The organism is Shimia sp. SK013, assembly GCF_001292625.1.
Taxonomy (GTDB): domain Bacteria; phylum Pseudomonadota; class Alphaproteobacteria; order Rhodobacterales; family Rhodobacteraceae; genus Shimia.
In genome coordinates this window covers 1-19,068 of sequence record NZ_LAJH01000016.1, presented here as the reverse complement: position 1 = coordinate 19,068, position 19,068 = coordinate 1, and the positions used below count along the sequence as shown (strand labels likewise).

Here is a 19,068-nt window from a genome sequence, read left to right as displayed (position 1 = left end):
GCACTTTGACCGGATGATTTTTGTTGGCTGTGAACCAATTGTAAACCCCTATAGAGTCACAACATTCTGAGTATCCGCAACGCACAAGCGACTTAGACCGACATGAGACCTCAGAACACCTCAGATGGCGCCCCGCGTTCCATTCAAGATGCCATTGCCGCAACTCGGCGCGACAAAGAACAGCTGGATATTTATGTGACGGACAGGGTGAAACGCACTCGCGTGCGTATGCTTTTGTACGTCTTTGGCTGTGTTGTGGCTTATGGCTCAATTGGATTTCAGCTGAGTCTTGCCGCTTTTGCTTTGTTGGTTTCGTCTGATCTTTTGGACGTGTTCTTGCTCCGACGCTATGCGAGTCCATTGTCGTTGGCAGGGCAGGTGCGAAAGGCGCAGAAAATCGCTTTGATTGGGGGAATCGCGCAGGGAGTAGGATTTGCCTTTGCGCCCGCTTTCTATTTTTTCACCATAGAAAATCCAGACATTGTTTTTGTGGTTGGGTGTATTGGTTTGGGCGCAGTGAACGCTGCTATGGTGTTGCCGCAAAACCTTACGGTTGGGGCAACCCGTCTGACGATTCACGGCGCGACACCAGCCGTGATGCTCTTGGTTGAAAGGATCTTGTCCGGAACTTGGGAGCTGGACACGTTGGCAAACCCGGCGACGGTGATGTTGTTGGGGTGCATGATTTACATGCTTTATACCTTTTCAAAGGCGGGCATGGTTAATCACAGTGTCAACCGAGCGCTGTTTCGCAGTCGGGAAGATTTGAAGCTCGCCAATGCGCGTATGGCTCGCCAGCAAGCAGAAATGGGGCGTCTCTCACAGGTTACACAAAAAGCAAACGACACAGTAATTATCACAAATACGGATCGTGAGATCGTATGGGTAAACGAGGCATTTGAGCGAAGCACAGGGTATACATCCAAAGAAGCGATCGGCCAAAATGTTGCCGCACTACTGACTCAGAGCAAGCCGGAGTTGCTTGCAGATGATTCAATAGACCGTGCGGTGAAACAGGGAACTCTGTTCCGCGGAGAGGTGCAAAGCCTGCGCAAGGACGGCAGCCAGTTTTGGGTTGATGTGAACCTGTTTCCCATCCGCGATGAAGACGGTGCGATTGAATTCATTGTGACGATTGAACGAGATGTGACCGAAGCGCGGAAAATTGCGCGTGAACGGGATGAAGCGCGAGCCTTGGCCGAGGCCGGGGCTAAAGCAAAAGCAGAATTTCTTGCAAATATGAGTCATGAAATCCGCACGCCGCTAAGTGGCGTGATGGGCATGGCAGATTTGCTTGCAGAGACTGAACTGGACGATGAACAACGCCGGTTTGCAGATACCATTCGCGGATCTTCTATGTCCTTGATGGCCATCATTAATGACATCCTCGATTTGTCGAAACTGGATGCCGGTCGCATGGAATTGCACGCCGTTGCATTTTCGCCCGAGGCTTGCTTTCGGGAAACCGTGGATTTGCTGACTCCGATGGCGCGCGCCAAAGACCTGACGTTGGATCTAAGCATTTCGCCGGATTTGCCGGGTAGAGTTTGGGGGGATGATGGGCGCATCCGGCAAGTGGCAACGAACATCATCGGAAACGCCATAAAATTTACCGAAACCGGAGGTGTGTCGCTGCGGCTCTTTGCGGATGCAGATGGCTGTATGTGTTTTGACGTGCGCGACAGTGGGATCGGCATTGCGCAAGACAAGCTGGATCGGATTTTCGATCACTTTACTCAGGCTGAGGCATCTACAACGCGTCGATTTGGTGGCAGTGGGCTTGGATTGTCCATTTCGCGCCACATCGTGCAGGCGATGGGTGGTGAGGTTGTCGTGACCTCCGAGCTTGGAATGGGGTCGACATTTAGTGTGCGGGTTCCTGTCGAGGCAATCGAGCAGACCGCAGATGAGCTTGCGCTGCAGGCCCAACCAGTAGAGCGCGAAGGGCAAATCACGTTGGACAGTGGGCTGTCGATATTGATTGTCGAGGACAACAAAACCAATCGCTTCTTGTTGAGTAGATACCTGAAGGATCAACCGGTTGAAGTCGAGTACGCAGTAGATGGCTTGGACGGGTTGGAAAAAGCCACGCGCGGCGGATTTGATCTCGTGTTCATGGACATGTCGATGCCGCGCATGGGTGGGATCGAAGCAACGCAGGAAATTCGCAAGCTGACCATGGTGCAACCCAGGATCGTGGCGCTGACGGCCCATGCCTTTGATGACGAAAGACAGGCTTGTTTGCAGGCCGGCATGGACGACTTTTTGACAAAGCCGATCCGAAAATCAGAGTTTCTTTCATGGATCGCGACTTTTCAAAGTGCCAAGGCAAGTCGTTCGGACGCCGCTTGAGGCAAGAGGTCAAGACAGCTCGTTGCGCCAAGGCGGATTTGCCCCAGCACGGCTGACGGTGTGGGCTGCGACAGCCGCACCAAAAGTCAGCGCCCCTACGAGGCAGTCCGGCGACGTCAGCTTGTCTTCGTCAGACGCCAAGCATCCCAGATCGGCCAAACCGGCCAAGAAGCCGGCATTAAACGTGTCACCGGCCCCAACAGTGTCGCGCACCTCGACAGAGGGCGCCGGCACGCTGGTTGTGCCGTGCCGGGTAAAGGCCGTCGCCCCTTCAGCGCCCCGCGTAACAATGACCACCTTTGAGCCTTTGGACAGCAACGCTTCGACCTGGGTATTCAAGTCGGGCTGATCTGGGATCAGCCAATCAAGGTCTTCATCAGACGTTTTGACAATGTCGGTGTGCTTAAACATTGCGGCCAAACGGTCACGATATCGAGCTTCGTCCTTGATGAAATCGGGGCGAATATTTGGATCAAGCATCACCAGCCGGTTTTGCCCCTCGCGCGCCAACAAGGTTGCATATGTGTCCGCCGCGGGCTCTGCCGCGAGGCTGATGCCACCAAAATATAGCGCCTGAATGTCGTCAGGAAGCGGCGGCAGATCCTCAGCCAGAATCATCCGACCAGCGGAGTTTTCATCGTAGAAGGAATAAGTCGCGCTGCCGTCTTTGAGATGGACAATTGCCAACGTTGTCAGGTTTTCGCTCCGGATGAGATGTTCGGTAGACACTTTGCTGGCGGCCAGATCGGTGCAGAGCTGTTGTCCAAATGTGTCCGTGCTGACCCCGCTGAGAAAGCCGGTGGGAACATCCAAACGCCCCAAAGCGATGGCAGTATTAAACACCGATCCGCCGCTATGCGGAACGAAGGCCGTTTGGCCCGGTGTCGCGGCTGTCGGAATCATGTCGATCAGGGCTTCGCCACAGCAAAGAATCATGGAGGGGGCTTTCGATTGAGGCGCCTCAGCGGCACAAAGTGAACACAAGCGGGCAGGTTTACACGGACTGTTGAGCCGGTCAATTGTGACGGTCTATAAAGCGGTGGTAATGCGCACCGGCAAAGCTAGGAGTTCAGACGTTTGGCCACCGTGTTGACGGCAATGCGAAAGATGTGCTCGGCGGGAGATGGCTGGTTGTCAGGACGCGCCATCAATCCGACCGGCCCTTTGGTGAGCGATGTGTCAAACGGCAGCCTTACCAATGTGCCATCGGCGATTTCCTTTGCGATCACGCCGTTAGAGATGATCCAGACCGCATCATGGTCGCGGACATAGTTGCGTCCAAACGCACCGGAGACACTTTCAATCCGGCTTTCGATTTCACCCACACCGTGCGCAATGAGAACCCGTTCTACCAGCGGTCGGATTGCAGATGCTTCGGGCGGGAAAACGACTGGCCATTCGCGGATGCGCCGCATGTCGACGTCGCCTTCCATAGGGTGCCCTTTCCGCACAACAAATTCGACGAATTCGTCGTAAAGTTGCGTGAAGGAGACGCCCTTCATCATTTCCGGCTGTCCCAAGCGACCGATCACAAGATCAAGGTTACCGTGGCGCAAGAGATCGATCAGATAGCCGTGTGGACCGTCTATGATGTGCAACGTGATATCCGGCGCGAGGGCGGTGAACTCCTGTGCGACATCTGGCATAAGTCGAGCAGCGACACTGGGCAGTGCGCCGACCGACAAGGTGACCTTGCCGTCTTTGCCAATCTGCTCAACGCCGTCCAACCCTTGTTGCAGCGCCGCGACGCTCATTTCCGAAAAGTGCAGGAAGACTTCTCCCTGACGGGTCAATGAAACGCCGCCACGATTTCGGACCAAGAGTTCTGATCCGATGATGTCTTCCAGTTCTTTGAGGGTTTTGGAGATAGACGGTTGCGTCAGAAAAAGGTGCTCCGCCGCGCGCTTCATGCTTTTATGGCGCACGATTTCAACAAAACACTGGATGTGACGAAACTTGATGCGCCGATCAATCATGAGATAATTGCCAAATTTGGAAACTTAAAAGCAAAAATACTCATTTTACATTGGTAATTCAATAATTCAAATTGCTGACAGGAGGAATTTCCATGCGTACTCAAGTTTGTATCATTGGTGGTGGGCCATCTGGTTTGCTTTTGTCTCAATTGCTGCACCGCAAGGGCATCGATACGATCGTTCTGGAGCGCAAGACGCGGGATTACGTGCTTGGGCGCATCCGTGCGGGCATTCTTGAAGTTGGGTTTACTGATCTGATGCGAGAAGCTGGAGTCGGTGCGCGTATGGACGCCGAGGGTTTCAAACACGACGGCACCGTCATTGCCTACGGCGAAGAAGAATTTGGCGTGTCCTTTCACGAGCATACCGGCACCGATGTGCTGGTTTATGGGCAGACCGAGGTGACCCGCGATTTGTATGACGCCCGCGAAGCCGAAGGTGGCAACCTTGTGTTTAACGTCGAGAATGTCGGAATTCACGATGCCAAAGGGGACGCGCCTTACGTAACTTATCAGGTGGATGGCAGCGAGCACCGCATTGACTGCGACTACGTGGCCGGATGCGACGGGTTTCATGGCGTCAGTCGCCAGACCATCCCGCTCACGGTGCGTCGCGAATACGAGAAGTTGTATCCGTTTGGCTGGCTCGGCGTGTTGTCGGAGACCCCGCCTGTGCACGATGAGTTGATTTACAGCTGGTCTGAACGCGGATTCGCGCTGTGCTCGATGCGCAATGCCAATCTGAGCCGCTACTACATTCAATGCTCGCTGAGTGACTCGCCGGATGACTGGAGCGATGAGGCTTTCTGGAGCGAACTCAAACGCCGGATACCGAGCCGCTATGCCGATGCGCTGGTCACGGGGCCGTCAATTGAAAAATCTATCGCGCCGCTGCGTAGTTTTGTGACCGAGCCCATGCGCTGGGGGCGTCTGTTCTTGTGTGGTGACGCGGCGCATATCGTCCCGCCAACAGGCGCTAAGGGCCTCAATACAGCGGCTTCTGACATTCACTACCTTTATCAAGGATTGACGCAGTTTTATCAGGACAGCGACAGCGCGGGACTTGATGCTTATTCCGAAAAGGCGCTTGCTCGTGTCTGGAAGGCAGAGCGGTTCAGCTGGACAACCACCAACCTTTTGCACCGTTACCCCGATCAATCGGAATTTGACCTCAAGATGCAGCGCGCCGACATCGAGTTTCTGCGCAGCAATGAGGCCGCGCAGAAGGTTTTTGCCGAAAACTACGTCGGGTTGCCGTACTGATGCGGATGATTTCGGCAAACGGTGTCGCGCATCATGTGCGCGAAGAGGGCGACGCAGCGGGGCGGCCCATCGTTTTTGCCAACTCTTTGGGCACCGATTTGCGCCTTTGGGACAGTATTTTGCCGCTGCTGCCTGCGGGGATGCGGGTGATCCGGTTTGATATGCGCGGGCACGGGTTGTCCGACGTGCCCGCCGGCCCTTATCAGATGGGCGATCTTGTAGCCGACACAGAAGCGCTGTTGGATGCGCTGGATGTCCGCGGCGCTCTGTTCGTGGGGCTTTCAATTGGCGGAATGATCGGAATGGGGCTTGCTGCGCGTCGTCCTGACGTCGTCGCGGCCCTTGTGTTGTCCAACACCGCTGCGGCAATGGGGACAGCGGATATGTGGCAAGCGCGGATCACGGCGGTTGAAAATAACGGGCTGGAGAGCATTTCAGACAGTGTCATGCAGCGCTGGTTCAGCCCCGCGTTTTTGCGCACGCCCGAGCTTGCAGCATGGCGTAATATGATGGTGCGCACCGCGCCGGAGGGCTATGCGGGATGCTGCGCAGCCATCGCCCATGCAGATATGACATCACAGGTCGCGTCGCTGGCGCAACCTGTGATGGGCATCGCTGGTGAGATGGACGGCGCCAGTCCGCCGGATCTGGTGGAAAATACTGTTCGCCGCGCAAGGAATGCACGGTTTGCGACCATCCCTGCCGTTGGCCATTTGCCTCATGTCGAAGCGCCACAGGCCTATGCGCATTTGATCACTGACTTTATAAAGGAGACCGCTCATGTCTGACAGAATTGCAGCCGGTATGACTGTGCGTCGTAAGGTGTTGGGTGACGCTCATGTGGATCGCGCTGAAGCGGCCAAGACTGATTTTGACAAACCGTTTCAGGACCTGATCACGCAAGGTGCCTGGGGCACGGTTTGGGCCAGTGACGGCATCAGCCTGCGGGAGCGTTCGATGCTGACACTTGCGCTGTTGGCTGCAACCGGCAACTTTGAGGAAATCCCGATGCATATCCGCGCCACAGCCAATACAGGCGCGAGCAAGCAGGATGTTCTGGAGGTTTTTCAACATGTTGCGATCTATTGTGGTGTGCCACGCGCGAACCACGCGATCAAATTGGCCAAACAGACTTACAGCGAAATGGAAAAAACTGAAAACGCGCCTACCCAAGGAGGAGAGCCAAGATGACAAAACCTGGCGAATTCTACCAGCGTGACCGCAATTGGCACCCGCCAGCAGTCACGCCAACTTACAAAACGTCGGTGGCCCGCTCGCCTCAGTATTCGATGATCAGTTTGGAGCAGTCTGCCAGCGAAATCACCGGCCCAAAGTTTGGCCACAGCGACATCGATCCGATGGATCGGGATATGATCCACAATTATGCCGCGTCAGGCGAAAGTGCGATTGGCGAGCGGATTATCGTTCATGGCCGGGTGTTGGATGAAAACGGCCGCCCTGTACCGAATACGCTGGTCGAAGCCTGGCAGGCCAACGCCGGTGGCCGGTATCGCCACAAGAAAGATACCTATCTTGCGCCAATTGATCCGAACTTTGGCGGGTGCGGTCGCACGCTGACGGATGAAAACGGATATTACTTTTTCCGCACTGTGAAACCTGGTGCCTATCCTTGGCGCAATTGGGTCAACGACTGGCGTCCGGCGCATATCCACTTGTCGATTTTTGGCACTTCCTTCTCGCAGCGCCTGATTACGCAGTGCTATTTTGAAGGCGACCCGCTGATTGCAAAATGTCCGATCGTGAACACGATTCCCGATCAGGCCGCGCGTGGCCAGTTGATCGCAGCGTTGGACATGAATGCCACGATCCCGCTTGATACAATCGCATACAAATTCGACATCGTGCTGCGCGGACGCCGTTCGACGCTGTTTGAAAACCGGATGGAGGGGAACTGATCATGGTACAGAAATTGGAGTACCTCAAAGAGACCCCGTCCCAGACAGCCGGCCCCTACGTGCACATCGGCCTCGCGCCCGGCGCAGCCGGATTCGACATATATAAGAACGAGTTGGGGCGCGACATCGCCGGTCCTAATGCCAAAGGCGAACGTATCCGCGTTGAGGGCGTGGTTATCGACGGCACCGGCAGTCCGATCAAAGACGTGATGCTGGAAACCTGGCAGGCCAATTCCGACGGGGTCTATGCGCATCCTGAACATGATGGCGAAGTGGAGGCCGGTTTCAGCGGGTGGGGGCGAGTCATTACCGATTTTGACACCGGTGAATGGGGCTTTGACACGGTCAAGCCGGGCGCTGTTATGGGGCGCAATGGCCAGAGGATGGCACCACATATAACCCTTTGGATTGTGGCGCGCGGTATCAATGTCGGGCTGAATACACGGGCCTATTTTGACGACGAGGCCGAGGCAAACGCTGCCGATCCGGTGCTGAACGTCATTGAATGGGAGCGGCGTCGCGCGACGTTGATCGCCAAGCGTTCGGAACGTGATGGGCAAATCGTTTATCGGTTTGATATCAAGCTTCAAGGCGAAGATGAAACTGTGTTCTTTGATATTTGACACCCTTGGAGTGTCGCCCTTTTGGGCGGCACTCTGACTGGAGAAAACGTATGACCAAACCCTGCATCCTATGCTGCGCAATCACCGGTTCTGTGCCGACCAAGGCCGACAACCCGGCGGTGCCCACCACCGTTAGCGAACAAATTGAAAGCAGCCACGCGGCTGTAGAGGCCGGGGCCTCGATCATCCACGCGCATGTGCGCAACGACGATCAGACGCCGTCTTCTGATCCCGACAAATTTGCGCGTCTGAAAGAAGGGTTGGAGACGCACTGTCCCGGCGTGATTATCCAGTTCTCGACCGGGGGGCGATCCGGTGCGGGTAAGACTCGCGGTGGCATGCTGTCGCTGGCGCCTGACATGGCCTCGCTGTCAGTGGGGTCAAACAACTTCCCGTCTCGAGTGTATGAGAACCCACCGGACTTGGTTGACTGGCTGGCAAGCGAGATGCGCAGCCATGAAGTTATGCCGGAGGTCGAAGCATTTGATCTTTCCCACATTTTGCAGGCGATCCGGCTGCACGAAAATGACCGACTTTACGGCAAGCTTTATGTGCAATTTGTTTTGGGCGTGAAAAATGCCATGCCTGTGGACCGTGAGGTTTTTGATTTCTACGTTAAGTTGATGCAAGACCGTGCGCCTGCTGGTGAATGGTGTGCCGCAGGCATCGGCGCCGGACAGCTGATTGTAAACGAATGGGCCATTGCCGCCGGAGGACACACCCGCGCAGGTCTAGAAGACAACGTTCGGATTGATCGCAATACGCTCGCGCCGTCAAATGCGGCGCTGATTGCCCGCGCGGCCGAGCTGTGCGAAAAATATGAGCGTCCAGTGGCGACACCTGCGCAAGCGCGTGACATTCTTGGCCTGCGCCGCGTAGCTTGAACCAGTGTTTGACGAACGGATCGTCGTTGGCCTCTATAGAGGCCGACGACGCCAACAAATCAGTGACAGTAGAGGCCCATCAATGAATCCGCTGACCCGTTCCGACCACCTCTTTGGCCCACTGTTTTCTGACGCTGACACAGAAGATCTCTGGAGCACGCAGCGATTTATCCGAGAGTTCACACAATTTGAAAGCGCGCTCGCGGGCGCACTGGCGGATGTTGGCGTTGTCTCGCGCGATGTTGCAGACAAGGCCATGACCGACATTGGTACGTTCTCGCCGGACCTGGCTGAAATTCGGAAGCAGGTTTCTGTCGACGGGTTGCCTGTTCCGGATTTTGTACGCCAGCTTAAAGCCCATGTCAGCGCCGAGGCCCTTCCTGCAATCCATAAAGGCGCGACAAGTCAGGATTTGATCGACACCTCTGTTTCGCTGATCTTGCGCGACGTTAGTGAGAGGCTCACGGAGGGGTTGGTGGCTGTTTGTCTGGCGTTGGAAGCGCTGGATCGGCAATGGGGCGAGACGCCGATGATGGGACGGACGCGTATGCAGGCGGCTTTGCCAATCACAGTGCATGATCGCCTTGTTACATGGCTGATGCCGTTGCAATCTCACCTCGCACAATTGCCGAAGCTGCGGCCGCGCGTTGAGATACTGCAATTTGGTGGTCCCGTGGGGAATCGTGCAGGGCTTGGCAACAATGGAAACGCTGTGGCGGCTGCGCTGGCGCGGCGTTTGAATTTGGCCGAAGAAGCGCGGGCATGGCATGTCACGCGTAGCAACCTTGGTGACTACGCGAATTGGCTTTCGTCGGTGACCGCGAGTCTTGGAAAAATGGGGCAAGACTTGGCGTTGATGGCGCAACAGGGCGTCAACGAGGTACGGTTTTCTGGCGGTGGTACCAGTTCCGCGATGCCTCATAAACTGAACCCGGTTCTGGCCGAAACGTTGGTGTCCCTTGCTCGTTTCAACGCCACTCAGATGTCGTTGATCCATGGCGCGATGATACACGAGCAAGAAAGGTCCGGCATCGCATGGACCACGGAATGGATGACATTGCCAGCCATGGTCACTGCATCCACGATTGCTTTGAAGCACGCGAGCTCTGTGTTGCAAAACATAGAAAGTCTTGGGAGCCGTCCGGACTAATGCCGCACGGACTTGGATTGCGGAGCAATCGGGCTAGCAGGGTTGAAAGTTGGGATGCGTTTTCGCGAGCGCTACCTATTGCGACCGTTGGCAGAGCCGATTGCATTGCCAACTAATTTTTTGATCGGGGAAACCCTGCGGCTGCTTGACAGTGCGTTACCCAAAATATCGGAAAAAGGTGGAGGCGAGTACGAGAATCGAACTCGTGTACACGGATTTGCAATCCAGAAAGACAAGAAGCAAAAACAACGGCTTAAGGGTGCAAAACACCCCCTGACAAAAAGTGAACAAAAAGCGAAAGTTTCAAAGCCAAATTTGCCGGTTCAAAACGAAAAAGGCCCCGTCACAGCGGCAACTGTGAACCGGGGCCAAATAGAAAAAGCCTGTCAGCTTTCGAAGCACATTAGTACAGGCCAGCGCCGCACCGCAAACGCTCAGCCCGCATTTTCGTGGCCTCTGACAGGCGAGGTGGTCCAATGAGCTGGCGCATCGCAAACGAATGCGCCGAGCGCCGCTTTGGCAGCGCCGCTCGCAAGCAGATCATCATGTTCCTTGCCGACAAGGCGAGCGATGACGGCTCGGGCATCTGGTGTTCCAAGGGGACGATCCAGCGCCACACAGAGCTCAGCGAGAGTACGGTCAAGCGCACCATCATCGACTTCCTGCGCGAAGGCATCTTGAACGAGACAGGGCGGCGGCACTGCAAGAATGGCTACACCGTCATTTACCGCATCGTTCTGGAGCGCGTGGCCGCGCTAGAACCCACGGCTGAGCCCGACATTGAGGCGGGGGTCACCGTGAACCCCGTCCAGTCTGAACCCGGTACGGGGTCCACGGTGAACGGGGTACGGGGTTCACGGTGGACCCCAAACCATCCTAAAACCATCCATAAACCACCTACGCGCAGGCGCGAGGCGGCGGAGGAGGTTGAAGATGTTGAATCTGAGAAGATCCTGGCGGCCTATCCCGGGGACAGGGTCCGAGACCGGCGAACCAGTCTGCGCTTGATCGCAGCCGCCGTGAAAGCCGGGGTAAAGCCCGATGATCTGCTGCAGGCGGTCAAGGCCTATGCGAAGGAAAGTGACGGCTACACGCGCAGCAAGGTTTGTTTCTCAGACAACTGGTTCAAGATGCGCCGGTGGGAGAAGGGGCTTGCCCAGATGCAGGCGGACCGAGTGAAGGCACGAGAGGCCGAAGTCAAAGGCCGTGCGAGCCTCACCGAGTGGATCCACGAACGCCATCCCCTGTGTCGTCACATCACCAACCGGCAGGTCGAGGACTTAATTGCATCGAAGCTGGTGACACCTGAGCAGGTGCGCGCGGCGGGACTGCAGGCGTGAGTGCATTGGCGAAGTCTGGGAGACAGCTTGCAGCGCTGTTGAGATTATGATGCACAGATCATACTGTGCTCTTATGATTTGGGGATCATATTGACAATTTATGATCCAGAGGTCATATGGAGTGGCAGGAGAACCGCCATGAAGCACCTCGTTCGTACATCAAAAAACTTGGGCCACGCAATTCGCCAGGCTCGGAAGGCCAAGAACCTGACCCAGAAGGAGCTCGCCTCAATGAGCGGTGTCTGGCAGGAAACGATCTCCAAGATCGAGAACGGCAGCGGTGGCACCAAGCTGGAAACGCTATTTGACTTGATCGCGGCACTCGACCTCGAGATTACAGTGACCGAACGCAGCAAAGGCACATCAGACGGGTTAGAGGACATTTTCTGACATGGGTCGCAAACGCAGCTACACACCGCTGAACGTCTTTCTGAACTCGCGGCTCGTGGGTCAATTGGTACGTGAGCCCTCAGGCGGCGTCAGTTTTGCCTATGCACGAGACTGGCTCGACTGGGAGCACAGGATGCCGGTGTCGCTATCGTTACCATTGCAGGAAAACCGCTACATCGGCGCACCTGTGATGGCCGTCTTTGATAACCTGTTGCCCGACAGTGACCTCATCCGTCGAAGGGTCGCAGAACGCGTCGGGGCAGAAGGCGTCGATGCCTTCAGCTTGCTGTCACAAATTGGGCGCGACTGCATTGGTGCGCTGCAGTTCCTTCCCGACGGGCAAGAGCCACAGCCAATGTCCGAGCTGACTGGAGAAGGTGTGAATGAAGCTCAGATTGGGGCAATTCTGAGCGACCTCGATCTCGCACCACTGGGTATCCGCCGCGAGAATGACTTTCGCATTTCTGTCGCGGGCGCACAGGAAAAAACGGCGCTGCTCCGAAAGGATGGCCAGTGGATTGAGCCAACCGGTACGACGCCAACCACGCACATCATCAAACCGCAAATCGGCAGACTACCTAACGGCATGGACCTGTCCGACAGCGTTGAGAATGAATACTTGTGCCTCAAGCTGATGGAAGCGTTTGGGCTTCGGACCGCGAATGTCGAAATGGCTCAGTTTGGCGACAAGAAAGCCTTGGTGGTTGAGCGTTTTGATCGGCGCTGGACGACTGATGGCCGCTTGATCCGTCTGCCGCAGGAAGATTGCTGCCAAGCATTGTCCGTTGTGCCTACCCAGAAGTACCAGAACGAGGGCGGCCCAGGGATCTCAGATATCATGAATCTATTGTTGGGGAGCGATGATCCCAACAAAGACCGGCACGACTTTTTCAAAGCGAACGTCCTGTTCTGGTTGCTGGGGGCGACCGACGGGCATGGCAAGAATTTCAGTATCAGCCTCTTGCCCGGCGGGCGTTTCCGCATGACGCCGCTCTACGACGTCCTGACGGTTCAGACGACGGTCGACGCCCGGCAGATCGAGCGGAAATACTTCAAACTGGCCATGAATTTTGGCAACTCGAACCACTACAAGGTGGCGAACATCGTTGGCCGCCACATCGTGGAGACCGGAGTTCAATCTGGCTTATCCCGCACAGTCGTGCAGGGCCTGTTCGAAGAACTGCGGGAGACCTCGCCCGCGATCATTGAGGCCACGTTCAACCAGCTTCCAGAGGATTTCCCAGAGGCGTTGCTTGCTTCGATCGACGGCGCGCTGAAAGCTAGGTTGCATCTGTTGCACTAATGCTGGTCGCCCTTGCTTGGTGCGAAGATGCGTCTTTTCCGGGTCAAACGAAATCAGGTCAGGTCGCTGTCGCCATAAGCAGTTCCTCAATGATGTGTTTCTGATTGCTGAACATAAGCGGGCAGCCGTGTCAGACGCGGTGCATGCCCTGCTTCAACAAGAAAATTCCCCTGCGCCAGCGCATTCCTCGCCAAGCAAGTTTCTAGCTGACAGCCCCTTGGTACCAGCTTTGGTCATGTTCATCGAAACACTCAAAGTGAGGATCAAAAAATGGCTACTCAAACTCTGAAACTGAACGTCAAATCCGGCGAAAAAGACGGCAAGAACTTCTGGGACCGCTGCGGCGTGCTCTTCGTCAACACCGACGACCGCGGCAACATCACGTCGATCAACGTCAAACACAGCATGTTCCCCGACGTCGAGATGGTCGCCTTCCCACGCCGCGATGACGATCCGGTTACCGAGTGACCGGTGCGCCGGGGCGGGTTTTCCGCCCCGGATAAGCCCGAAGCTGAGTGTGGATCGCTGCCAATTGGACTTCAACAAGTATCCGATGTCGCATCGGTGCAACTCCTCAGACCGGACCTTCGCTGCAAGTGCAAAATCGGCAGTTGGGGGAACTGGTGCTCTGCGGACAAAGCGCCAATTCGCTGCGGCTGTGCAAATGGCGGCTTTCGGTAGTCCTAAGCGGTTTTTCCGGGGCGACCGACTGCGCGCAAGAAAACCGGAGCGGCGGTTCCATGCAAAACAGCCGCGCTCAACAGTCCGTTCGAAGTTGCACCTGTATCAATGCAAATCCGATTGGTCTTAACCACAGGTTCGTCGCCAGGCGTATGACCGTGCACGACGACGTATCCATGATCTTTTTCGCTTTCTAGGAAGCGCGATCTGATCCAAAGCATATCCTTGGGTTGCTGTTCATCGATTGGTACGCCCGGAGCGATCCCGGCATGAACAAAGAGATAGGGGGCGATGGTTTTGTAGAGAGGCAGCGACTTCAGCCAAGCAATTCTTTCTTCACCCAAGCATGCACGAAGCTCGTCTGGATCATAACCACCAAAGCGAAGAGACATTCCGAAGGACGCCAGCGTTTCCTCGCCTCCGTTGGAAAGCCAAGTGTACCAAGCCTGTCGATTGTCCGTGGCCAGACATTCCAGCAGCATCGCCTCGTGATTTCCGAGAAGGCAAGTCATCTGAAAATCGCCTAGCCCGGACATCAGCCGATCAATGACTTCGCGACTATGAGCGCCACCGTCGATATAATCGCCAACGTGGATGAACTCAGCATCTCTGCCAGAGTGCATCAGTTTGTGGTAATCGCGAATGTGTTCATGCAAGTCGCGAAGCAGGTCGTCCCGACCATGCACATCGCCAATGGCGTAGATAATTTTGTCCATGATTTCATATTAGAAGCTCAAAACAGCCAACGCCATCGATTTCAATGAGCGGCCATTCGTTCAAGCCGCAGCATCGGTTAAAATGGGCTCGGAGTGGGCTTTCACTGCGCATTGCACTAATGTCCGTTGTTGGAGGTGCTTTTGGCTAGGCCAATATGAGGTCAATTACCTCCGATCTTGGTCGCCGTTGTATGCAAAATATTCTCTTTTTGGACTTTGGGTGCCTGCGCGTTTCCCCTTTATCACCGAAAGAGCGAACCCCTAGAATGGAAATCGTGCGGTGATCGTTTCAACTGTCGATATCGTTTTCAGTTGTCGAAGTTATCGGCAAGGAAACGGACGAACAGGACTGTTAAGTTTTCCCGTCTCAATTGATCCGGCCAAACCGCAAATACGCCAAGTGGCTTAAGCTTCCAATCGACTATCACCTCTGCATATTTTCCCCGCTTTATTGCGTCTTCGGCAAGGTAACGGGGCATCACGGTGGCCCCCAAATTTTGGGATGTTAGGTGCCTAAGGGCGTCAACGTTGTCGACTTGGATTTGGGAATTCCCGGAAACTCTTACCACTTCCCCGGCTTGGTTTTTGAAGGCAATGTTGTCCGACCGCTGTGCGTAGCTAATCCAATCCCAAGTCTCTAGGTCAGTGGGATGTTTCGGAACGGGTCGACTGGCCACGTAGTCTGCGCCCGCAACAAGAACGCGTTCAAGATGTCCAAGTTTACGTGACATCATCGAACTGTCATCCAGCCAACCCACGCGAATACTAAGGTCGAAACCATCTTCGATTAGGTCCACCGGAACGTCCGTGAACGAAATGGAAAGCGCGACATGCGGATGCTTGGTCGCGAAGTCCCCCATAGACGTCATTAATCCCGATGACGACATAAAGGCTGGAACAGATATCCGCAAAGCGCCGACCGGATCCAATGCCAGCGCGTTCAGCTCGTTCAACCCGGTCTCGGCGCTGCGGACCATTTCAACGGCGCGCGCGTAAAAAACACGTCCCTCATTGGTCAGCGCAATCTTTCGCGTGGTCCGATAAAGAAGGGTCGCACCAAGGTAGTTTTCCAACTCAGTCACAATTTCGCTGACCCGTGACGGTGCAAGTCCCACACTTTTCGCCGCAGCACGAAACGTTCCTTCGTCCACGACGCGTGCAAACACAGCCATATGTTTTAGGCGATCGATCATTGTTCTGTTCAGCCTAATTATGATTTCTGAAATGGGTCAATTTTCAAAACAATGCAGCCGAACTAATTGTTTTTCAAGCGCAAAGGAACAGCAAGATGAACGCTCGGGCAACTTTAGAAACCGAAAAGGGCAGCAGGTATATGGCCGCGCTGTGCCATCACTTCGGTCGCAAACTGGAAACCGGGTTGGACGGCGGTTCAGGTTGGATCAACTTCCCATTCGGGCGCTGCGAACTTCTTGCAACGGACAGCACGCTCAACTTGCGCGTTGCCGCCCAAACCGCGCCAGAGCTGGGGAAACTGAAAGGGGTCGTCACGAGCCACCTTGAACGGTTCGCTTTCCGTGAAAATCCACAACTCGAATGGATCGGCGCACCACAGGGCGACGGACCAACTGACCTAGATCAATAAAACCAAACCAAGGAAACCAAAATGAAACTTCATCACATTGTCACCACTGCGGCATTCGCAACGTTCGCGTCTAGCGCGTTTGCCAGCGACACCGATACAGTTCAGAAATTTTATGACCTTCTCAGCAACCCAGGGTCTGAGGCCCATGTCGCAGCTTTCCAAGAAACTGTGACAGACGATTGGGAAAGCGTCGGGGACTATTCGGGCAAGAACAAAGACACCGCAGGTTTCCTGGGTCAGATCGGTGGCTTTGGAAAGCTGGTTCCCGATTTGGAATGGTCCGTTCAGGCCATGCATCAAGACGGCGATTTTGTTGTCGTACGTAGCCGCGCAACCGGCACCCCGGTTGGCCCATTATTTGGGGTCGACGGTCAAGGTCGCAGCTTCGACATCCTGACAATCGACATTCACGAATTGGACGATGGCAAGATCATTCGGTCCTACCACGTCGAAGATTGGGCCGGCGCCCTGCAACAACTTGCAGGCCGGTAGTACCACAACAACGAAAAGGAACAAAACAATGGATAGAAGAAGCGCAATTAAGGCCGCAGGCCTAGCCACTTTGGCCACGACTTTGGGAACCAAAGCCGTACTCGCCAGCAACGATGACATGACTAAAGCCACATTTGACACCGTTATGTCCTTCATGGGGGCTATGGGTGGTGGCGATATGGAAACCATGGCAAACCTGATGGCAGACGACATGGTCTGGATGAACGAAGGCGATCCTAGCTTGCCATGGATAGGCGGTGCGACTGGGAAAGAAGCAATTTTTGAATTCTTGGGTGTTTTCTCTTCGAACTTCAAAACCACAATGTGGGAAAACACAGATGCCTTTGCATCTGGGGATACCGTAGCGGTCTTTGGAAAAATGAACGGGGTAACAACCAAATCGGAGCAGGAAATTGGCGACTTCACTTTCGCACTTCGCGCCAAAGTCCGCGACGGAAAAGTCGTTCTTTGGCACTGGTTTGAGGACAGTTTCGCCGTAAGCCAAGCCTACCACGGCTAGACAATTAGATCGGAGGCTAGAAGATGAAAAATCGGATAATCCTTAGCGTTGCGACGCTTTTCACCAATCTTCTGGCCTCTGCTCTGCTGGCGGAATCGTTGATTTTGCCACTGCGGGACACGCCAATACCGCGGACCACCAACTCCGTTCCCCATATTCAGATCGGCGTCGAACCGAACCCGGAACTTTCCAATGAACTGGTGGCGCGCGTCTCGGCCATTCCCGGCATAGAACTTCGCCGAACCGTGATTTCATTGCCGGGCGCACGTGGGTTTTGGATTTCCGACGATGTTACAATTCAGCATCCCGAAGTCATCGTGGGCGGACGAGAATTCGCGCACCAACACCCCGACGGAAGTCTGCATGCCTCGTTGTCCCCGGAGCTCGCAGAACAGGCGATTTCGGCAGGTTGGGCTGTAAGCCACCCATGGGCTGACCAAAGGCCCGGCTGGGAAGGCTTTGTAATGATCTTTACACCGCTCAATCGCGAAGAACTGGATGTTGTATTTGATCTGGTCGTTGCATCATTTGAATACGTGACCGGCCAATCCGTTGAAACCAAGTAGCTGCAAAGCAAACTCCGACGGAAACGGCTCGCCCGCCCGTATTAAGTAAAACGTATCGCCAATTCGCGAGGAACCAATGTTTCGAAAAATCCTAAATTCTCGGCTTTTTATCTGGGGACTTCTTGCACTGCCTTCGGTCCCCATGGTCCTTGCCTTGTTATCTGGGGCACCAGGACCGGGTGGTCAGCCAGTTACAGAAATGCTGCTTCATCCTACGGGTGAATTCTCAGCGCGGTTTCTCATCATTGCCATGATCCTTACGCCGATGCGTATGTTGTTCCCCGGCTCTGGATTTTGGCGTTGGATGATGAAACGACGCAGATATTATGGCGTCGCGGCCTTTGCTTACGCGGCGTTTCACACACTCCTCTATGTCTTGGACATTGGAAGTTTGGAGGCGATCCTTGGCGAGGCCCTGGCCCTTGGGATCTGGACCGGATGGCTGGCATTCTTCGTCTTTGTCCCCTTAGCTGCCACGTCAAACGATTGGTCGATACGCCAAATGGGCCCAAACTGGAAAACCCTACAGCGCTGGGTCTACGTAGCCGCGATTGCGACATTGTTGCACTGGATATTTGTGCACAACAACTTTGGTCCGGCGCTTGTTCATTTCATCCCTTTGGCAGGGCTTGAAACCTATAGACTTTGGAAAAACTTCAAACACGGCCGTGCATTGGCCGCCTGATCAATGGAATATGCTATGAGAAATCTGATTATCGCACTCACCCTCGCGGCGCCAACGATGGCGCATTCTACGGGAATGTACCAATGTGAACCGATCGCGGCCGAGGCCTGGTTGACCGAGGCCGAGCTCACGGAGTTAATGGTTGCCGAAGGTTGGACCGTTAACCGAATGAAAAAGGACGGAGGATGCTGGGAGGTTTACGGAAACATGCCCGACGGCAAACGCGTTGAGGCTTACGTTCATCCAGAAACAGGTGAGGTTTTGCTGATAAATCAACGGGGAAGAATCCTTTTTCGGGCTGACGACTGATTTTGGTGTCTCATATCGAGTATCGCCACATTTCGCCCAAAGCGAACGAACGTCAGAAACCATAGTTGCGCCTAAGGGTCTTATATAAACGACCTTTGCTGCCTTATGGCTACCGCTCGCCGCTCAACTGACGGAAGGGTACCTATTTCTAGGAAATATCTATGGTTACACGAACATTTCATTCCGGCGGGTTTTAATGTCACTTGGAAATTCATTTCGGCAAGGATTTTCAATCACGATTAGTTTGTAACCCGTCATGGCTTTTGAGACAGATGGTGTTGTTTTGCTAAGCGAGTGTCT

General features: G+C 54.8%; 23 protein-coding genes. 19 read left to right on the top strand and 4 right to left on the bottom strand.

The features are described from left to right. Positions 1-102 precede the first annotated feature (102 nt). Complete coding sequence (locus SHIM_RS14705; protein ID WP_054003438.1) at positions 103-2,352, top strand: ATP-binding protein; 2,250 nt, start codon at positions 103-105, stop codon at positions 2,350-2,352. A gap of 9 nt (positions 2,353-2,361) precedes the next feature. Here SHIM_RS14705 and SHIM_RS14700 read toward each other — a convergent pair whose 3' ends face one another. Then, a complete protein-coding gene (locus tag SHIM_RS14700) occupies positions 2,362-3,288 on the bottom strand; it encodes a carbohydrate kinase family protein (protein ID WP_054003437.1) in 927 nt (308 codons plus the stop codon). A 125-nt stretch (positions 3,289-3,413) separates the two neighbouring features. Beyond that, a complete protein-coding gene (pcaQ, locus tag SHIM_RS14695) occupies positions 3,414-4,328 on the bottom strand; it encodes a pca operon transcription factor PcaQ (protein ID WP_054003436.1) in 915 nt (304 codons plus the stop codon). Between the two features lie 92 nt (positions 4,329-4,420). Here pcaQ and pobA point away from each other — a divergent pair, with 92 nt between their 5' ends. The 12 genes from pobA to SHIM_RS14635 all read left to right on the top strand — a co-directional run bounded on the left by pobA (position 4,421) and on the right by SHIM_RS14635 (position 13,664). Further along, on the top strand, positions 4,421-5,590 hold the full coding sequence (gene pobA / locus SHIM_RS14690) for a 4-hydroxybenzoate 3-monooxygenase (RefSeq protein WP_054003435.1): 1,170 nt from the start codon (positions 4,421-4,423) through the stop codon (positions 5,588-5,590). Further along, entirely contained in the window at positions 5,590-6,378 is a 789-nt protein-coding gene (gene pcaD / locus SHIM_RS14685) for a 3-oxoadipate enol-lactonase (protein WP_054003434.1), read from the top strand. Before pobA ends, pcaD begins: the two co-directional genes overlap by 1 nt. Continuing rightward, complete coding sequence (gene pcaC / locus SHIM_RS14680) at positions 6,371-6,781, top strand: 4-carboxymuconolactone decarboxylase (RefSeq protein WP_054003433.1); 411 nt, start codon at positions 6,371-6,373, stop codon at positions 6,779-6,781. The genes pcaD and pcaC overlap by 8 nt, the downstream gene beginning before the upstream one ends. Next, on the top strand, positions 6,778-7,506 hold the full coding sequence (pcaH, locus tag SHIM_RS14675) for a protocatechuate 3,4-dioxygenase subunit beta (protein ID WP_054003432.1): 729 nt from the start codon (positions 6,778-6,780) through the stop codon (positions 7,504-7,506). The genes pcaC and pcaH overlap by 4 nt, the downstream gene beginning before the upstream one ends. A gap of 2 nt (positions 7,507-7,508) precedes the next feature. After that, the gene (pcaG, locus tag SHIM_RS14670; RefSeq protein ID WP_054003431.1) at positions 7,509-8,129 is read left to right on the top strand and encodes a protocatechuate 3,4-dioxygenase subunit alpha; all 621 of its coding nucleotides are present in this window, start codon (positions 7,509-7,511) and stop codon (positions 8,127-8,129) included. A 50-nt stretch (positions 8,130-8,179) separates the two neighbouring features. After that, positions 8,180-9,013, top strand: a complete 834-nt coding sequence (locus SHIM_RS14665; RefSeq protein ID WP_054003430.1) for a 3-keto-5-aminohexanoate cleavage protein — start codon at positions 8,180-8,182, stop codon at positions 9,011-9,013. 82 nt (positions 9,014-9,095) lie between these two features. Further along, positions 9,096-10,163: a 3-carboxy-cis,cis-muconate cycloisomerase gene (locus tag SHIM_RS14660; protein ID WP_054003429.1), complete on the top strand. Its 1,068-nt coding sequence runs from the start codon at positions 9,096-9,098 to the stop codon at positions 10,161-10,163. 54 nt (positions 10,164-10,217) lie between these two features. Then, entirely contained in the window at positions 10,218-10,643 is a 426-nt protein-coding gene (locus tag SHIM_RS14655; protein ID WP_054003428.1) for a hypothetical protein, read from the top strand. Then, positions 10,640-11,503, top strand: a complete 864-nt coding sequence (locus SHIM_RS14650) for a hypothetical protein (RefSeq protein ID WP_054003427.1) — start codon at positions 10,640-10,642, stop codon at positions 11,501-11,503. The genes SHIM_RS14655 and SHIM_RS14650 overlap by 4 nt, the downstream gene beginning before the upstream one ends. A gap of 138 nt (positions 11,504-11,641) precedes the next feature. Next, complete coding sequence (locus SHIM_RS14645; protein ID WP_054003426.1) at positions 11,642-11,893, top strand: helix-turn-helix domain-containing protein; 252 nt, start codon at positions 11,642-11,644, stop codon at positions 11,891-11,893. A 1-nt stretch (position 11,894) separates the two neighbouring features. Next, entirely contained in the window at positions 11,895-13,196 is a 1,302-nt protein-coding gene (locus SHIM_RS14640; RefSeq protein ID WP_054003425.1) for a type II toxin-antitoxin system HipA family toxin, read from the top strand. 270 nt (positions 13,197-13,466) lie between these two features. Beyond that, positions 13,467-13,664 carry a hypothetical protein gene (locus SHIM_RS14635; RefSeq protein WP_024096524.1) on the top strand — a complete coding sequence of 66 codons (198 nt, stop codon included), beginning with the start codon at positions 13,467-13,469 and terminating at the stop codon, positions 13,662-13,664. A 215-nt stretch (positions 13,665-13,879) separates the two neighbouring features. Here the strand turns inward: SHIM_RS14635 and SHIM_RS14630 are convergent, their stop codons facing one another. Next, positions 13,880-14,593, bottom strand: a complete 714-nt coding sequence (locus tag SHIM_RS14630; RefSeq protein ID WP_054003424.1) for a metallophosphoesterase family protein — start codon at positions 14,591-14,593, stop codon at positions 13,880-13,882. A 308-nt stretch (positions 14,594-14,901) separates the two neighbouring features. Next, complete coding sequence (locus SHIM_RS14625) at positions 14,902-15,786, bottom strand: LysR family transcriptional regulator (protein ID WP_054003423.1); 885 nt, start codon at positions 15,784-15,786, stop codon at positions 14,902-14,904. A gap of 95 nt (positions 15,787-15,881) precedes the next feature. Between SHIM_RS14625 and SHIM_RS14620 the strand changes: the two genes are divergently transcribed. The 6 genes from SHIM_RS14620 to SHIM_RS14595 all read left to right on the top strand — a co-directional run bounded on the left by SHIM_RS14620 (position 15,882) and on the right by SHIM_RS14595 (position 18,768). Continuing rightward, a complete protein-coding gene (locus SHIM_RS14620; protein ID WP_082358415.1) occupies positions 15,882-16,196 on the top strand; it encodes a DUF2218 domain-containing protein in 315 nt (104 codons plus the stop codon). Positions 16,197-16,217: 21 nt separating this feature from the next. Next, entirely contained in the window at positions 16,218-16,688 is a 471-nt protein-coding gene (locus tag SHIM_RS14615; RefSeq protein ID WP_054003421.1) for an ester cyclase, read from the top strand. A gap of 28 nt (positions 16,689-16,716) precedes the next feature. Beyond that, the gene (locus SHIM_RS14610) at positions 16,717-17,208 is read left to right on the top strand and encodes a nuclear transport factor 2 family protein (RefSeq protein ID WP_241488883.1); all 492 of its coding nucleotides are present in this window, start codon (positions 16,717-16,719) and stop codon (positions 17,206-17,208) included. Positions 17,209-17,231: 23 nt separating this feature from the next. Next, positions 17,232-17,774, top strand: a complete 543-nt coding sequence (locus tag SHIM_RS14605; protein WP_054003420.1) for a luciferase domain-containing protein — start codon at positions 17,232-17,234, stop codon at positions 17,772-17,774. A 199-nt stretch (positions 17,775-17,973) separates the two neighbouring features. Further along, complete coding sequence (locus SHIM_RS14600) at positions 17,974-18,459, top strand: sulfite oxidase heme-binding subunit YedZ (protein WP_241488881.1); 486 nt, start codon at positions 17,974-17,976, stop codon at positions 18,457-18,459. Positions 18,460-18,474: 15 nt separating this feature from the next. Further along, entirely contained in the window at positions 18,475-18,768 is a 294-nt protein-coding gene (locus SHIM_RS14595; protein WP_193749935.1) for a PepSY domain-containing protein, read from the top strand. The last annotated feature ends 300 nt before the right edge of the window (positions 18,769-19,068 follow it).

Excerpts from the sequence above, each read along its gene's own strand:
- SHIM_RS14700 (WP_054003437.1), bottom strand. The coding sequence starts at position 3,288 with ATGATTCTTTGCTGTGGCGAAGCCCTGATCGACATGATTCCGACAGCC.
- pcaH (WP_054003432.1), top strand. The coding sequence starts at position 6,778 with ATGACAAAACCTGGCGAATTCTACCAGCGTGACCGCAATTGGCACCCG.
- SHIM_RS14650 (WP_054003427.1), top strand. The coding sequence starts at position 10,640 with ATGAGCTGGCGCATCGCAAACGAATGCGCCGAGCGCCGCTTTGGCAGC.
- SHIM_RS14630 (WP_054003424.1), bottom strand. The coding sequence starts at position 14,593 with ATGGACAAAATTATCTACGCCATTGGCGATGTGCATGGTCGGGACGAC.
- SHIM_RS14645 (WP_054003426.1), top strand. The coding sequence starts at position 11,642 with ATGAAGCACCTCGTTCGTACATCAAAAAACTTGGGCCACGCAATTCGC.
- SHIM_RS14660 (WP_054003429.1), top strand. The coding sequence starts at position 9,096 with ATGAATCCGCTGACCCGTTCCGACCACCTCTTTGGCCCACTGTTTTCT.
- SHIM_RS14635 (WP_024096524.1), top strand. The coding sequence starts at position 13,467 with ATGGCTACTCAAACTCTGAAACTGAACGTCAAATCCGGCGAAAAAGAC.
- pobA (WP_054003435.1), top strand. The coding sequence starts at position 4,421 with ATGCGTACTCAAGTTTGTATCATTGGTGGTGGGCCATCTGGTTTGCTT.
- pcaQ (WP_054003436.1), bottom strand. The coding sequence starts at position 4,328 with ATGATTGATCGGCGCATCAAGTTTCGTCACATCCAGTGTTTTGTTGAA.
- SHIM_RS14615 (WP_054003421.1), top strand. The coding sequence starts at position 16,218 with ATGAAACTTCATCACATTGTCACCACTGCGGCATTCGCAACGTTCGCG.
- SHIM_RS14640 (WP_054003425.1), top strand. The coding sequence starts at position 11,895 with ATGGGTCGCAAACGCAGCTACACACCGCTGAACGTCTTTCTGAACTCG.
- SHIM_RS14600 (WP_241488881.1), top strand. The coding sequence starts at position 17,974 with ATGCTGCTTCATCCTACGGGTGAATTCTCAGCGCGGTTTCTCATCATT.
- pcaG (WP_054003431.1), top strand. The coding sequence starts at position 7,509 with ATGGTACAGAAATTGGAGTACCTCAAAGAGACCCCGTCCCAGACAGCC.
- pcaD (WP_054003434.1), top strand. The coding sequence starts at position 5,590 with ATGCGGATGATTTCGGCAAACGGTGTCGCGCATCATGTGCGCGAAGAG.
- SHIM_RS14625 (WP_054003423.1), bottom strand. The coding sequence starts at position 15,786 with ATGATCGATCGCCTAAAACATATGGCTGTGTTTGCACGCGTCGTGGAC.
- pcaC (WP_054003433.1), top strand. The coding sequence starts at position 6,371 with ATGTCTGACAGAATTGCAGCCGGTATGACTGTGCGTCGTAAGGTGTTG.
- SHIM_RS14705 (WP_054003438.1), top strand. The coding sequence starts at position 103 with ATGAGACCTCAGAACACCTCAGATGGCGCCCCGCGTTCCATTCAAGAT.
- SHIM_RS14605 (WP_054003420.1), top strand. The coding sequence starts at position 17,232 with ATGAAAAATCGGATAATCCTTAGCGTTGCGACGCTTTTCACCAATCTT.
- SHIM_RS14610 (WP_241488883.1), top strand. The coding sequence starts at position 16,717 with ATGGATAGAAGAAGCGCAATTAAGGCCGCAGGCCTAGCCACTTTGGCC.
- SHIM_RS14665 (WP_054003430.1), top strand. The coding sequence starts at position 8,180 with ATGACCAAACCCTGCATCCTATGCTGCGCAATCACCGGTTCTGTGCCG.
- SHIM_RS14595 (WP_193749935.1), top strand. The coding sequence starts at position 18,475 with ATGAGAAATCTGATTATCGCACTCACCCTCGCGGCGCCAACGATGGCG.
- SHIM_RS14655 (WP_054003428.1), top strand. The coding sequence starts at position 10,218 with ATGCGTTTTCGCGAGCGCTACCTATTGCGACCGTTGGCAGAGCCGATT.
- SHIM_RS14620 (WP_082358415.1), top strand. The coding sequence starts at position 15,882 with ATGAACGCTCGGGCAACTTTAGAAACCGAAAAGGGCAGCAGGTATATG.